This window comes from Nitratireductor sp. WH36-1 (assembly GCF_058725515.1).
In genome coordinates, this window is sequence record NZ_CM178970.1 from 3,443,226 (window position 1) to 3,457,437 (window position 14,212).

13 protein-coding genes are annotated in these 14,212 nt (G+C 63.2%); 8 read left to right on the top strand and 5 right to left on the bottom strand.

What is annotated here, in order from left to right:
* Position 1: 1 nt before the first annotated feature.
* The 4 genes from AC4PTT_RS16605 to AC4PTT_RS16620 are packed head-to-tail and all read right to left on the bottom strand — an operon-like array spanning position 2 to position 3,721.
* Positions 2–676 carry a LutC/YkgG family protein gene (locus tag AC4PTT_RS16605; RefSeq protein ID WP_492161679.1) on the bottom strand — a complete coding sequence of 225 codons (675 nt, stop codon included), beginning with the start codon at positions 674–676 and terminating at the stop codon, positions 2–4.
* The gene (locus AC4PTT_RS16610) at positions 673–2,112 is read right to left on the bottom strand and encodes a LutB/LldF family L-lactate oxidation iron-sulfur protein (protein WP_492161680.1); all 1,440 of its coding nucleotides are present in this window, start codon (positions 2,110–2,112) and stop codon (positions 673–675) included. Before AC4PTT_RS16610 ends, AC4PTT_RS16605 begins: the two co-directional genes overlap by 4 nt.
* Positions 2,112–2,885, bottom strand: a complete 774-nt coding sequence (locus tag AC4PTT_RS16615) for a (Fe-S)-binding protein (RefSeq protein ID WP_492161681.1) — start codon at positions 2,883–2,885, stop codon at positions 2,112–2,114. The genes AC4PTT_RS16610 and AC4PTT_RS16615 overlap by 1 nt, the downstream gene beginning before the upstream one ends.
* 50 nt (positions 2,886–2,935) lie before the next feature.
* Positions 2,936–3,721 carry an FCD domain-containing protein gene (locus AC4PTT_RS16620; RefSeq protein WP_206544682.1) on the bottom strand — a complete coding sequence of 262 codons (786 nt, stop codon included), beginning with the start codon at positions 3,719–3,721 and terminating at the stop codon, positions 2,936–2,938.
* A gap of 211 nt (positions 3,722–3,932) precedes the next feature.
* Here AC4PTT_RS16620 and AC4PTT_RS16625 point away from each other — a divergent pair, with 211 nt between their 5' ends.
* From AC4PTT_RS16625 to glcF, 5 genes are all read left to right on the top strand, one after another.
* Positions 3,933–5,333: a DUF3422 family protein gene (locus tag AC4PTT_RS16625; RefSeq protein WP_222473815.1), complete on the top strand. Its 1,401-nt coding sequence runs from the start codon at positions 3,933–3,935 to the stop codon at positions 5,331–5,333.
* 78 nt (positions 5,334–5,411) lie between these two features.
* Complete coding sequence (locus AC4PTT_RS16630) at positions 5,412–6,908, top strand: FAD-linked oxidase C-terminal domain-containing protein (protein WP_492161682.1); 1,497 nt, start codon at positions 5,412–5,414, stop codon at positions 6,906–6,908.
* Between the two features lie 76 nt (positions 6,909–6,984).
* On the top strand, positions 6,985–8,193 hold the full coding sequence (gene glcE / locus AC4PTT_RS16635; protein WP_492161683.1) for a glycolate oxidase subunit GlcE: 1,209 nt from the start codon (positions 6,985–6,987) through the stop codon (positions 8,191–8,193).
* 43 nt (positions 8,194–8,236) lie between these two features.
* Positions 8,237–8,617: a DUF4870 family protein gene (locus AC4PTT_RS16640; protein WP_492161684.1), complete on the top strand. Its 381-nt coding sequence runs from the start codon at positions 8,237–8,239 to the stop codon at positions 8,615–8,617.
* Positions 8,618–8,761: 144 nt separating this feature from the next.
* A complete protein-coding gene (gene glcF / locus AC4PTT_RS16645; protein WP_492161685.1) occupies positions 8,762–10,126 on the top strand; it encodes a glycolate oxidase subunit GlcF in 1,365 nt (454 codons plus the stop codon).
* Between the two features lie 110 nt (positions 10,127–10,236).
* Here the strand turns inward: glcF and AC4PTT_RS16650 are convergent, their stop codons facing one another.
* Complete coding sequence (locus AC4PTT_RS16650) at positions 10,237–11,046, bottom strand: L,D-transpeptidase (RefSeq protein WP_492161686.1); 810 nt, start codon at positions 11,044–11,046, stop codon at positions 10,237–10,239.
* Between the two features lie 240 nt (positions 11,047–11,286).
* Between AC4PTT_RS16650 and AC4PTT_RS16655 the strand changes: the two genes are divergently transcribed.
* From AC4PTT_RS16655 to groL, 3 genes are all read left to right on the top strand, one after another.
* Complete coding sequence (locus AC4PTT_RS16655; RefSeq protein WP_492162621.1) at positions 11,287–11,949, top strand: DNA-3-methyladenine glycosylase I; 663 nt, start codon at positions 11,287–11,289, stop codon at positions 11,947–11,949.
* Positions 11,950–12,160: 211 nt separating this feature from the next.
* Positions 12,161–12,457 (top strand): co-chaperone GroES, encoded by a 297-nt coding sequence (gene groES / locus AC4PTT_RS16660; protein WP_113154278.1) that lies wholly within the window; start codon positions 12,161–12,163, stop codon positions 12,455–12,457.
* A gap of 61 nt (positions 12,458–12,518) precedes the next feature.
* On the top strand, positions 12,519–14,165 hold the full coding sequence (groL, locus tag AC4PTT_RS16665) for a chaperonin GroEL (protein ID WP_206544678.1): 1,647 nt from the start codon (positions 12,519–12,521) through the stop codon (positions 14,163–14,165).
* Positions 14,166–14,212 lie beyond the last annotated feature (47 nt).

Consider the following 14,212-nt stretch of genomic DNA (forward strand, 5'->3'; position numbering starts at 1 on the left):
ATCACCCGTCGACGACGATGATGTGCAGGGCGCGCGGACCGTGCGCGCCAAGCAGCATGGTCTGCTCGATATCGCCCGACCGCGATGGCCCGGTGATGAGATTGAGAACCCTGGGCATTTCACCTCTGCCGTATTTGCGCCGCACGCGGGAAATCACCGTTTCAAGATCGCCGGCAATGTCCTTCGCATCAACGACGATGACATGGTGATCGGGCACAAAATTGACCGTCGTGGGATTATCCTTGCCCGAAGGCAGGGCAAGCGTGCCGCTTTCCGCAATGCCGGCGAGTGCGTGGCTGACGCCCACTTCATCCTGCGGCTCGGCGCGCCCGTGCTTCACCTCAAGGGACTTCTGGCTCGCCCAGTCCATGCGTTTGAGGCGCTTGTCGTCGCCCATGCGCACGCTGGGCGCAAGGTTCCTGGAGCGCAGGTAATGGGTGACGGCTTTCGGCACGTCATCGGCGCTGCCGACCCGCTCGACGGTGGCCGTCACGGCCTCGGCCATGCTGCAGAACAGCGCGATGCGCGCCTCGCCTTCCAGCTGACCGCGCGCCGGGATCAGCCCGCGGGGCGGCTTGGAAAGGCGCTTTTCAACGGCTTCGCGCCGCGCATGATCGCTGGCGGAAACGGACGCTGCCGAACGCAGCTTGCCCAAAATGGCTTCGCGCGCACTCATACCGCGCTCCTTTCAGATTTGCCGGCCTCGCGGTCGCGCCATTGCTGCATGAAGGTGCGGCTTTCGGGCGCTGGCAGATCGCGGTGCCGCGTCCAGCCGCCTGCAAAGGGCAGCGACCGGAACCAGCCGCGCCGCCCGGCAAATCCCGAAAGCGTCGGGATCGCCATCGACGCAGCCAGACGATAGAGCTTCGGCCGGCGGGCGAAGAACGCCCAGAAGCCGAGGCCGAAGCGCTGCGCCGCCGGGTTGAGCCCCCGCTCGAACTCGCGCTCGCGCCAGTTGCGCATCATGCGCGGCAGCGGGATCTGCATCGGGCAGACGGATTCGCAGCGCCCGCAGAAGGTCGAGGCGTTGGGCAGATGCCCCGCCTTGTCGACGCCCACAAGCGAGGGCGTGAGCACCGAGCCCATCGGCCCCGGATAGACCCAGCCATACGCATGGCCGCCGACCGCGTGATAGACCGGACAATGGTTCATGCACGCGCCGCAGCGAATGCAGCGCAGCATCTCATGAAACTCCGTGCCGAGCATGGAGGAGCGCCCATTGTCGAGCAGGATGACGTGATATTCGTCCGGCCCGTCGGGATCGTCCGGGCGGCGCGGCCCGGTGGAGAGCGTGGTGTAGACGCTCATGTCCTGACCGGTGGCCGAACGGGCGAGCACGCGCAGGATCTGGCTCGCATCTTCCAGCGTCGGCACCACCTTCTCAATGGAGGCGACGACGATGTGAATGCGCGGCAGCGTCTGTGTCAGATCGCCATTGCCCTCATTGGTGACAATGATCGACGTGCCGGTTTCGGCCACCAGGAAATTGGCGCCCGTGATGCCGACATCGGCCTGAAAATACTGCGGCCGCAGGATGTTTCGCGCCTCGCCGAGCAGGGATTCGGGCTGCGACAGGTCGCGCTCCGGCGGAAGCTCTGTGTGAACGCGGCGGAAATCTTCTTCCACCTGTTCCTTGTTCAAATGCAGCGCCGGGCCGATGATGTGGCTCGGATGCTCGCCGCGAAGCTGAATGATGTATTCGCCCAGATCCGTTTCGACCGGGCGCACGCCTTCCTTTTCGAGGAAATCGTTGAGCGCGATCTCCTCCGTGATCATCGACTTGCCCTTGGTAACCGTGCGCGCACCGGCCGCCCGGCAGATGCTGAGCACCGCCTGACGGGCATCCTCGGCCGTTTCGGCCCAGTGCACCCGACCGCCCGACGCAATCACCTTGCGCTCATAGGCTTCCAGATAAAGGTCGAGATGCTCGAGCGTGTGATCCTTGATCGCGCGCGCCGAGGAGCGCAGCTCGTCGAATTCCGGCAGTGCGTCGACCGCCTTCTTGCGCTTGGAGACAAAGCCGACCTTGGCTTTGCCCATGGCGCGCTGCAACTGCTCGTCGGCCATTGCCTTGCGCGCTTTTTCCTTGAACTGTGGAGACTGTACCTCCATCAGCGTCCTCCCCCGCCGATTGCCGGCTTGTCGGTCATGCCGGCCAGAACCTCGGCCACGTGACGAACCTCAACCTTGCTGCGCTGACGGTGCAGCTTGCCTGCCATGTTCATGAGACAGCCCAGATCACCCGCGAGCAGCGTGCCCGCCTCGGCTCCCTCGATGCTGGCCGTCTTTTCCTCAACGATCTTGTTAGAGATGTCGGGATATTTGACGCAGAACGTGCCGCCGAAACCGCAGCAGACATCCGGGTTCTGCATCTCCTTCAGTTCCAGCCCCTCGATGGAAGACAGAAGCTGGCGCGGCTGCGCGCGGATGCCAAGCTCGCGCAGGCCCGAACAAGAATCGTGATAGGTGACGCTGCCCTCATGGCTGACCGGCACCGAGGCGACGCCCAGCACATCGACCAGAAAGCTCACCAGCTCATGCACCCGGCCCGAAAAGGCTTCGGCCCGCGCCTCGAAGGGCGTGCCCTTGAGGAGCGCGGGATAATGCTTCTTGAGCATGCCGGCGCAGGAGCCCGAAGGCGCGACCACATAATCGAAATCCTCGAAGGCCTCGATGGTCTGGCGCGCAATGGCGGCTGCGTCTTCCCTGTCGCCGGAATTATAGGCCGGCTGGCCGCAGCAGGTTTGCGCCATGGGCACCTCGACGGTGCAGCCGGCGTCTTCCAGCAGCTTCACGGCGGCAAAGCCGACGCTTGGCCTGAACAGGTCCACCAGGCAGGTGACGAACAGGCCGACGCGCTTCGGTGAGGTGCTTTCTTCTTTCAACGGTTCTTCTTTCGCTGGCTTGAATTGTTCGGCAGGGCCGGTTGGCTTGCTCATTGTTCCGCAACCTCTCCGCCGCGTTGATGGAGACGCAGCCGCGAGATGCGCTGCCAGTCGCCCGATCGCTCGGCCTGAAAGGTGGCTTTTTCGACGAAATCGATATGCGCGACCGCAGCCGCACGCGCTGCCTCGGGATTTCCCGCAACAATCGCGTCATGGATCGCCCGGTGCTGGGCAAGCAGCGTGTTGCGCGCATCCGGCAGCTCGTAAATGCGGGCGCGGTTCAGAAACACGCCATCCGACAGAAGCCGGTAGCAGGCGCGCAGCGTGTGCAGGAGCACGATGTTATGCGCACACTCGCCCACCGCATTGTGAAACTCGACATCGCAAGCCGCTTCCGCCTCGAAATCCTCAGAAGCATGCGCCGCATCCATGCGCTTCATGATGGCCTGCAGGAGAACCAGATCCTCCGGCGTCGCGCGCCGCGCCGCAAACTCGGCGGCGACGGCCTCCATCTCACGGCGATATTCCAGATAATCGGCAGTCGCCTTGCGATGGGTGGCGATGAGTTCGCGCACCGGCGTGGTGAAAACCTGCCCGATAATATCTGCCACATAGGTGCCGCCGCCATGGCGGGTGAGGATCAGGCCGCGCTCTTCAAGCATCTTCAGCGCTTCACGCAGGATCGGACGCGACACGTCGAGCTGACGCGCAAGATCGCGCTCGCCCGGCAGCCTGTCGCCATCGCGCAGAACGCCTTCGAGGATCAGCGTCTCGATCTGCCGGATGACGCCATCCGCCGTGCGGGCATGCTCAATTCTGGAAAAAACTGCTTCCACCGGCCCTTGCCGTTCTCGTGTGCCGTTTTCGTCTGCCGTTCTCGGCGCTCAAACGCTTTCGTGAGACGGAGAATAACGCAAGCCCGTCAAACTGGTCAATTTCTTTGTCCAATAATTAGACTATCAGCCAATGGCATTCGCGCATTGCGCCCTGTGCAAAGCCGGTAGCATACTTGCAAAAGGTCCATCCTGATGCAGACGGCAAGGCGCAATGAGCCAAGAAAATGGGGAACAGCTTGTCGCGATAGGCGCAGACAAGACAAGGCAAGACAAGACCGGGAAAGACAAGACTGGGGAATCGTCTCTCGAAACACTGGTGACCGGCAGCGTTCTGGGCTTTCCCGCCCATGACGGGCGCGCTGGCGCGCTGGGCGAAGTGCATGCGCGCCCGCACGCGCTTCTGGAAGCCCCGCGACTGATCATCCAGCTCTCCTTCATGACCGAAGGCGGCTCGGCGGTGGATCAGGCCGTGCTTGCCGATCTGTCGCGCCGGCTTGGCGTGGCCCCGCCACAGACCAATGCGCGCCACCACGCCATGAAGTGGGGCAAGGGCACGCTGCGCTGGGAGCGCCACACGGAATTTTCGAGCTATCAGTGGGATTGCCCGATTTCGCCGCGCACCGGCAAGCCGCTTGAGGAATCCCCCTTCGGCAACGGCTTCAGCCCGCCCGGCACGGCCATTTCCGGCACGCGCGTGGAGATCCGCAAATGGACGAGCGCGACGGAAAAGCTGGTCAGCGCCTTCGATCCGGCAAGCCTTGGCTATTCGGTGGTGGAAGGCGGACGCGCTGCCGTGGCCACGGATTTCCGGCAGGATGGCGACGGGCTGACCCGCATCCTGATCCTCGAAAAGGATCTCGCCCCGGCCCGTATCGGCGCGCTCTCGCAGCGCCTGATCGACATCGAGACCTATCGCACGCTCGCCATGCTTGGCCTGCCGCTGGCGCAATCGCTGTCGCCGCGCCTGCGCCGCATGGAAGACCAGCTGGCCGCGCTGACCGCGCGCATGCGCCAGCGCGACAGGCATGACAGCCAGGAGCTTCTGGGCGAACTGACGGAACTTGCAGCCGAGCTGGAAGCGGACGCCGCCGCCAGCCTCTATCGCTTTGGCGCAAGCCGCGCCTATCACGGCATTGTCGAGGAGCGGCTCGAGACGCTGAGCGAAGCCCCCATGGCCGGCTACGAAACCTGGGCCGCCTTTCTGCAGCGCCGCGTTGCACCCGCCATGCGCACCTGCCGCTCGGTGGAAGAGCGCCAGGCCAATCTTTCGCGCAAGCTGACGCGCGCCGCAAACCTGCTCAGAAGCTGGGTGGACGTGGAAGTCGAGCGCCAGAACCGCGATCTGCTCGCCTCCATGAACCGCCGTGCGCAATTGCAGCTTCGCCTGCAGCAGACGGTGGAAGGCCTCTCCGTGGCTGCCATCTCCTATTATGTGGTGGGGCTGGTCGGCTATGTGGCCAAGGGCGCAAAGCCCGCGCTCCCCGGCATTTCGAGCGAGGTCATCACCGCCGCCGCCGTTCCCGTGGCCGTTTTGTGCATCTGGCTTCTGGTGCGGCGCATTCGCCGCCACCACGCCCGCGAGGACGCCAGCATCGGCACCGAGGCGGATTGACGCAGGCACGCTTTCCAAGCAGCATTTACAGAACCATCAACACACTGGTAAATTGAATGAACCAGTGAGGGAGTTCTGATGTCCGGCCTGAAAATGCCGCAGGCGAATGCGGCAACCCTGAAGAAGCGTGCGGAAATCATTGCCGACATGCGCATCATCGTGCCCGGCGAGGGCGTGGTGGATGCACAGAACGAAATGCGCGCCTTCGAGAGCGACGGGCTGACCGCCTATCGCCAGATGCCGCTTGTCGTTGTCCTGCCCGAAACGACAGCGCAGGTGTCGCGCATCCTGAAATATTGCCATGAGCGCGATATTCGCGTCGTGCCGCGCGGCTCGGGCACCTCGCTTTCCGGTGGGGCGCTGCCGCTTGAAGACGCGGTGCTTCTGGTGATGAGCCGTTTCAACCGCATTCTCGACATCGATTACGCCAACCGCGCCGTGGCTGCGCAGCCGGGCGTCACCAATCTGGGCATCACCCACGCGGTCGAGCAGGCGGGCTTTTATTATGCGCCGGACCCCTCTTCGCAGATCGCCTGCTCCGTCGGCGGCAATGTGGCGGAGAATTCCGGCGGCGTGCACTGCCTGAAATACGGTTTGACCGCCAACAATGTTCTGGGCATCGAGATGGTGCTGATGAATGGCGACGTGATCCGGCTCGGCGGCAAGCATCTGGATGCCGAGGGCTATGACCTGCTCGGCCTGATGACCGGCTCGGAAGGCCTGCTCGGTGTGGTGACCGAGGTGACCGTGCGCATTCTGCAGAAGCCGGAGACGGCGCGCGCGCTTCTGATCGGCTTTCCCTCGAGCGAGGAAGCGGGCCAGTGCGTGGCCGAGATCATCGGTGCGGGCATCATTCCAGGCGGGATGGAGATGATGGACGGCCCGGCCATCCGCGCCGCCGAGGACTTTGTTCATGCGGGTTATCCGCTCGATGTTGAAGCGCTTCTGATTGTCGAACTTGATGGACCGCAGGCAGAAGTCGACCACCTGATCGACCGGGTGGAAACGATTGCCCGCCAGAACGGCGCGACCACCAGCCGCGCCTCCACGTCCGACGAGGAACGCGCCGTGTTCTGGGCCGGGCGCAAGGCTGCCTTCCCGGCGGTGGGCCGCATCTCGCCTGATTATTACTGCATGGACGGCACGATCCCCCGCAAACAATTGCCACGGGTTCTGGCAGGCATGCGCGCGCTGTCTGAAAAATACGGGCTGCGCGTCGCCAATGTGTTCCATGCCGGCGACGGCAATCTTCATCCGCTCATTCTCTATGACGCCAACAGGCCGGGCGAACTGGAGAAGGCCGAGGATTTCGGCGCGGACATTCTGCGCCTCTGCGTCGAGGTGGGCGGGGTTCTGACCGGAGAGCACGGCGTCGGCGTGGAGAAGCGCGACCTGATGCCGGAAATGTTCACCGAAGATGATCTGAACCAGCAGATCCGCGTGAAATGCGCGTTCGATCCGGGCCACCTTCTGAACCCGGGCAAGGTGTTTCCGCAATTGCATCGCTGCGCCGAGCTTGGCCGCATGCACATTCATCGCGGCCAGATGCCGTTTCCGGAACTGGAGCGGTTCTGAGCATGGCCTTCATGGAATTGTTTGACGCAGGCGCCGGCATCCGGCCCTGCCCGGCCCTTTTCGGGAGTGTGTCGCCGTGACCGTTTTTCTGCCCAACACTGCCGAAGAGGTTCTGGAGACGGTGCGCTGGGCCGTTTCGGAAGAAGCGCCGCTTGAGGTGGTCGGCCATGGATCGAAACGCGGCATCGGCCAGCCGGTGCAGACGGCGCACACACTCGACCTGTCAAAGCTGACGGGCGTGACGCTTTACGAGCCGGAAGAGCTGGTGCTCTCGGCCCGTGCGGGCACGCCCGTTGCCGAGATCGAGGCGCTGCTTCGCGAGCACAATCAGGAACTCGCCTTCGAGCCCATGGATTACGGCCCGCTTTTTGGCGGGGAGCCGGGACGCGGCACGCTGGGCGGACTGCTTGCGGCCAATCTTGCCGGTCCGCGCCGCCTCAAGGCGGGCGCCGCGCGCGACCACGTGCTTGGCGTTCATGCGGTTTCGGGCCGTGGCGAGGGCTTCAAATCGGGCGGGCGCGTGGTGAAGAACGTGACCGGCTACGACCTCTCCAAGGGGCTCGCCGGCTCCTGGGGCACGCTGGCGGTGGCAACCGACATCACCATGAAAGTTCTGCCGGCTGCCGAAACGGAAACGACCTTCTGCATCGCCGGGCTGGACGATGCGGCGGCGACGCAGGCCATGGCCATCGCCATGGGGTCGAGCGCCGAGGTTTCGGGCGCTGCCCATCTGCCAGAAGGCGTGGTGGGCCGCTTCATTGATGGCGGGTTTTCCGGAGGCGGGCAGACCGTGCTGCGGGTGGAAGGGTTCGGCCCTTCGGTTGCCTATCGCATCGACCTTCTGTCGCGGCTTCTGGGCAACCATGGAAGCGCCGGGACGCTCGATGAAGCTGCTTCGCGCAGGCTGTGGCGCGAAATCCGCGACGGCCATCCCTTTGCGGACGGCTCGCCGGCCCCGGTCTGGCGGGTCTCGGTCACGCCGTCGCGCGGCCACGAGTTGGTGGACGCCTTCCGGCGCGCTGCCGGCGCCAATGTCTATTATGACTGGCAGGGCGGCCTGATCTGGATGCGCATGGAAGCGGATCCCGAAGCGGAGATCCTGCGCAAGATGATCGCTCATCTCGGCGGTGGCCATGCAACGCTGGTGCGCGCGCCGCTTGCAATACGCGCTGCGACGCCGGTTTTCGAGCCTCAGCCGGCCCCGCTTGCCGCCCTTTCAGCGCGCCTGAAAGAACAGTTCGATCCTCAGAAAATCCTCAACCCCGGTCGCATGGATTTCACCTGAACCCGTGATAGATTGCCGCCGAAACGCAACGAGGGCGAAAAACATGAGCGATATGCAACCACAACAGAATGAAGACCGCAAATCAGATGGCTGGCTCGAGCCGGGGCCAACCAATGTGCAGGTCATCTACATTCTCTATCTTGTCGGCTTCGTGATCGGCATATCCACCCTGGTGGGCATCGTGCTTGCCTATCTGAACCGCGGCAAGGCAACCGGCTGGGTGGAAACCCACTACACCTGGGCCATCCGCACCTTCTGGATCGGCCTGCTCTTCGGCTTCGTTTCCGCGCTGCTGATGGTGATCGGCATCGGCTTCCTGCTGATGATTGCGGTCGCAATCTGGGCCGTGGTGCGCTGCGTCATCGGCCTGCAGGCGGTGGGCCGCAACGAACCGATCAAGAACCCGCAAAGCTGGCTGATCTAGATCGCCCCTGCGTCCATCCGGACGCATACTAGATCGCCAGGCGTCCATCCGGACGCATAAAGGACGATCCAAACCATGGAGAGAGCATCGGAATAGCCGAAAACCGGTTTCCACTTTTCGGTCCGATGCTCCAGAAGGCGCGCCGTGCAGACCAATTTCACCCCTGAGCAGCTTTCCGATCCGCATGTCGCGGAGGCGGAATCGATCCTGCGCAAATGCGTGCATTGCGGCTTCTGCACGGCCACCTGCCCGACCTATGTCACGCTCGGCAATGAGCTCGACAGTCCGCGCGGGCGCATCTACCTGATCAAGGACATGCTGGAAAATGGCCGGGCGGCCGACCGGGAAATCGTCACCCATGTCGACCGTTGCCTTTCGTGCCTTGCCTGCATGACCACCTGCCCTTCCGGCGTGAACTACATGCATCTGGTGGATCACGCGCGGACGCATATCGAAAAGACCTATCGCCGGCCTTTGCTCGACCGGCTGACCCGCTCCCTTCTGGCGCAGATCCTGCCCTATCCCGCACGCTTCCGCGCGGCGCTGAAGCTAGCCCGCGTCGGGCGTCCCTTTGCGGGCCTCTTTCGCAGGGTTCCGGGCATGAAGCCTGTCGCGGCCATGCTCGATCTGGCTCCGGGAAGCCTGCCGCAGGCAAAAGACGAGCACGTGACCGTCTCGGGAGAGAAGCGTGGCCGCATCGCGCTTCTGACCGGCTGCGCGCAATCCGTGCTTGATCCGGGCATCAATGCGGCAACGGCCCGGCTGCTCGCACGCCTCGGCGTCGAGACGGTGCAGAACCCCGAAGGCGAAGGCTGCTGCGGCGCGCTGGTGCACCATATGGGCAAGGAAGACGCGGCGCTTGAAGCGGCGCGGCGCAATGTCGACGCATGGATGCGCGAGATCGAAGGCGGCGGGCTTGATGCGATCGTCATCACCGCGTCCGGCTGCGGCACCACCGTCAAGGATTACGGCCACATGCTGCGGCTTGATCCGGACTATGCTGACAAGGCAGCCCGCGTGGCCGCACTTGCCAAAGACATCACCGAATATCTTGCAACGCTCGACCTGCCGGAGCCGATGATCGCGCCCGGCATCACGGTCGCCTATCACTCCGCCTGCTCCATGCAGCACGGGCAGAAGATCACCCGCCAGCCGCGCGAACTCCTGCGCAATGCCGGCTTTGTGGTGCGCGAGCCGCGCGAGGGGCATCTGTGCTGCGGTTCGGCGGGCACCTACAACATTCTCCAGCCGGAGATCGCCGCGAAACTGCGCGACCGCAAGGTCTCGAACATCGAGGCCACCGGCGCGTCCGTGATCGCCACCGGCAATATCGGCTGCATGACCCAGATCGGCTCCGGCACCGACACGCCTATCGCGCATACGGTGGAGCTTCTGGACTGGGCCTATGGCGGCCCGAAACCGGCCGGCATTCGCGATGTCAGCGCGCCAGCGGCAGAGACATCGGCAGAGACTGGGGCCGCGACTGGGGCAATGACTGCCGCTGAATGAGAAAAGGGCGATGCTCCCCCAAGCACCGCCCTTCTCCATGAACCCGGCAGCCCCCTTGCCAGGCGTCCCCCATTCCTGAGGAGCATCGGAGCAATCCGATGCTCTGCCGGTCAGATAACCACCACTTTGGCGCCGACCGGAATGCTCTCGTAAAGCTCGATCACATCCTCATTGCGCATGCGGATGCAGCCGGATGAAACGGCGCGCCCGATGGTCCACGGCGCGTTGGTGCCGTGAATGCGGTAAAGCGTCGATCCGAGATAGAGCGCGCGCGCGCCCAGCGGGTTGGCCGGTCCGCCCTTCATATGCGCCGGCAGGATGCGCCCCTTCGCCCGCTCACGGGCGATCATTTCGGCAGGCGGCCGCCAGTCCGGCCACTGACGCTTCTGGGAAACGGTTTCCGTTCCCGTCCAGCCAAAGCCTTCCTTGCCCACGCCGACGCCGTAGCGCTTCGCCTTCCCGCCCTTCATGACGAGATAGAGAAAGCGCTGCTTGGTATCGACCACGATCGTGCCCGGCGCCTGGCTGGTGCGATAGTCGACGATCTGTGGCAGCCATTTCGGATCGCTCATGCGCCAGGCGCGCTCGCTGGCCCGCGGCGTGTAGGCGACCTGCTGCCCGGGAGCCGCCTGTAGGCTGGGCGCGGGCACGACGACACGCTGCCGGTTCGCCTGATAATCGCGGCGGGCATTGGAGCGGCGCGGCGTGTTGCGCGCACGCTGATAGGTCCGGTACTCCTGTGCCTGATGTGAGCGCTGGGCGGTCTGAACAGGTGCGCGACGCAACTGCATGACCCAGGGCGCGGAAAGATCAGGACTGACGAGAACCGGCGGCGGCTCCACATAACGGTCCTGGGCATGCGCCCCCCAGGAAAACAGCAGCGCGACAGCAATGCCTGCCGCAGACATCATCGACTTCATGACAAGTTTCTCTCTACCATTCGTCTTTGACTAACGTATCCACATCGTTTGCAGGAAACGGGTGGCGGCGATGAGCAAGCACAACCTAGGCGCTTGTTCGTGTCAGGATGCTGACTCCAAGCAGCAACCGAATGGTGAATCCAGGTCCGTAAAATGCCATGTTTCGTGAAAACCATTTGGCGTGGTTACCGGCACGTTCAGAATGCTGGTGAACTTTGCGTTAAACCGGGCTGATTTCACATTAACCAAAGGATTTCGAGGCAGATGAGCGAAGAGAAGACGGGATTGATCCAGAGCGCCGACGGCAAGACCCGCTGCTTCTGGCCAGGCGAACTGCCCGACTATCTGGAGTATCACGACCGCGAATGGGGTCGTCCCGTGAGCAACGACCACCGCCTGTTCGAAAAGATCTGCCTCGAAGGTTTCCAGTCCGGCCTGTCCTGGCTGACCATCCTGCGCAAACGCGAAAATTTCCGCGAAGCTTTCGACGGGTTCGACTTCGAGCGTGTTGCCCGCTTTACGGAGAAGGATGTGGAACGGCTTCTGGTCAATGCCGGCATTGTGCGCCACGGCGGCAAGATCCGCTCCACCATCAACAATGCGCAGCGCGCCATTGAAGTGTGCGAGAAGGAAGGATCGCTCGCCCGTTATTTCTGGAGCTTTGAGCCGCAGCCGGATGAACGCCCCGACATCGTCGACTACAAGACGCTCATCGCCAATCCCAAGACCGAGATCTCGACGCGGATTTCCAAAGATCTCAAGAAAAGAGGCTGGTCCTTTGTCGGCCCGACCACGGTCTACGCCTTCATGCAGGCGATGGGGCTCGTCAACGATCACATAGAGGGCTGCGACTGCCGCGCAGAGGTGGAAAAGGAGCGGCAGGCCTTCCGCAGGCCCGTCTGAAGCGCGATCCCTGCCTGCCAGCCTCCGATAAAGACGGGCGAGCGCAAAAATTGTGTCGCTCAGCCCGATCGAAAATCTTGACTCACCAGCAGGCGCTTACTATCTCAAAGCCGCGTTAGCACTCTCCAAGAGGGAGTGCTAATGACGTGTCCGGCACCCGCCGGACGGAGGAAAAGCCTAATTCATCATCCGAATCAAGGGTTCAGAGAACATGGCCAACACGAACTTTCGCCCGCTTCATGACCGTGTGGTCGTCCGCCGGGTAGAGTCTGAAGAAAAGACCGCAGGTGGCATCATCATCCCGGACACCGCCAAGGAAAAGCCGCAGGAAGGCGAGATCGTCGCTGTCGGTTCCGGTGCGCGTGACGAGGCTGGCAAGCTGGTCGCGCTGGACGTCAAGGCAGGCGACCGCGTCCTGTTTGGCAAGTGGTCCGGCACCGAAGTGAAGCTCAATGGCGAGGATCTCCTGATCATGAAGGAATCCGACATCATGGGCATCATCGGCTAACCCACGCCACCAGATCGAAACGGTAACAGAGTTTCTCCAGAAGCTCAGGAGCTAGAGAAATATGGCTGCAAAAGAAGTAAAGTTCGCCCGCGACGCGCGTGAGCGCATGCTCAAGGGCGTGAACATCCTCGCCGACGCTGTGAAGGTGACCCTCGGCCCGAAAGGCCGCAACGTTGTCATCGACAAGTCCTTCGGCGCACCGCGCATCACCAAGGACGGCGTGACGGTTGCCAAGGAAATCGAGCTTGAGGACAAGTTCGAGAACATGGGCGCACAGATGGTGCGCGAAGTCGCTTCCAAGACCAACGACATCGCTGGTGACGGCACGACGACCGCTACGGTTCTCGCTCAGGCAATCGTTCAGGAAGGCGCCAAGGCAGTTGCCGCCGGCATGAACCCGATGGACCTGAAGCGCGGTATCGACAAGGCCGTTGCCGAAGTCGTCGAGTACCTCTCTTCCTCCACGAAGAAGATCAACACCTCCGGTGAAGTTGCCCAGGTCGGCACCATCTCCGCAAACGGTGAAGCAGAGATCGGCGAGATGATCGCCGAGGCCATGCAGAAGGTCGGCAACGAGGGTGTCATCACCGTCGAAGAAGCCAAGACCGCCGAGACCGAGCTTGAAGTGGTCGAGGGCATGCAGTTCGACCGCGGCTACCTCTCCCCGTACTTCGTTACGAACCCGGAGAAGATGATTGCCGAGCTCGAGGATGCATACATCCTGCTCCACGAGAAGAAGCTCTCCAACCTGCAGGCCATGCTGCCGGTTCTGGAATCGGTCGTTCAGTCGTCCAAGCCGCTCATCATCATTGCTGAAGACGTGGAAGGCGAGGCTCTGGCCACGCTCGTCGTCAACAAGCTGCGCGGCGGCCTGAAGATCGCTGCTGTGAAGGCTCCGGGCTTCGGCGACCGCCGCAAGGCCATGCTCGAGGACATCGCGATCCTCACCGGCGGCCAGGTCATCTCCGAAGACCTCGGCATCAAGCTTGAGAACGTCACGCTCGACATGCTCGGCCGCGCGAAGAAGGTTGCGATCTCCAAGGAGAACACGACCATCGTTGACGGTGCAGGTCAGAAGGCTGAGATCGAAGGCCGCGTTGCCCAGATCAAGGCACAGATCGAAGAGACCTCTTCCGATTACGACCGCGAGAAGCTGCAGGAACGCCTTGCGAAGCTCGCAGGCGGCGTTGCCGTGATCCGCGTCGGCGGCTCGACCGAGGTCGAGGTGAAGGAGCGCAAGGACCGCGTCGACGACGCGCTCAACGCGACCCGCGCTGCAGTCGAGGAAGGCATCGTCCCCGGTGGCGGCACCGCGCTTCTGCGTGCATCCGCTCAGATCAAGGCGAAGGGCGACAACCCGGACCAGGACGCTGGCATCAACATCGTGCGCCGCGCCGTTCAGGCTCCGGTTCGCCAGATTGCTGCCAACGCAGGCGCCGAGTCCTCCATCGTTGCCGGCAAGATCCTCGAGAACGAGGGTGTTACCTTCGGCTACAACGCCCAGACCGGTGAGTATGGCGACATGATCGCCATGGGCATCGTCGACCCGATGAAGGTTGTCCGCACCGCGCTGCAGGACGCCGCTTCGGTTGCCGGCCTGCTCGTCACCACCGAGGCCATGGTTGCCGAGCTGCCCAAGAAGGACGCTCCGGCAATGCCCGGCGGCGACATGGGCGGCATGGGCGGTATGGGCGGCATGGGCTTCTAAGCCAGTCGCACATCGCTACGACAAAAGAGGGCGCTCCTTTCGGGGCG

Excerpts from the sequence above, each read along its gene's own strand:
- AC4PTT_RS16640 (WP_492161684.1), top strand. The coding sequence starts at position 8,237 with ATGAGCGATATGCAACCACAACAGAATGAAGACCGCAAATCAGATGGC.
- AC4PTT_RS16650 (WP_492161686.1), bottom strand. The coding sequence starts at position 11,046 with ATGAAGTCGATGATGTCTGCGGCAGGCATTGCTGTCGCGCTGCTGTTT.
- AC4PTT_RS16605 (WP_492161679.1), bottom strand. The coding sequence starts at position 676 with ATGAGTGCGCGCGAAGCCATTTTGGGCAAGCTGCGTTCGGCAGCGTCC.
- AC4PTT_RS16610 (WP_492161680.1), bottom strand. The coding sequence starts at position 2,112 with ATGGAGGTACAGTCTCCACAGTTCAAGGAAAAAGCGCGCAAGGCAATG.
- AC4PTT_RS16630 (WP_492161682.1), top strand. The coding sequence starts at position 5,412 with ATGTCCGGCCTGAAAATGCCGCAGGCGAATGCGGCAACCCTGAAGAAG.
- groL (WP_206544678.1), top strand. The coding sequence starts at position 12,519 with ATGGCTGCAAAAGAAGTAAAGTTCGCCCGCGACGCGCGTGAGCGCATG.
- groES (WP_113154278.1), top strand. The coding sequence starts at position 12,161 with ATGGCCAACACGAACTTTCGCCCGCTTCATGACCGTGTGGTCGTCCGC.
- AC4PTT_RS16625 (WP_222473815.1), top strand. The coding sequence starts at position 3,933 with ATGAGCCAAGAAAATGGGGAACAGCTTGTCGCGATAGGCGCAGACAAG.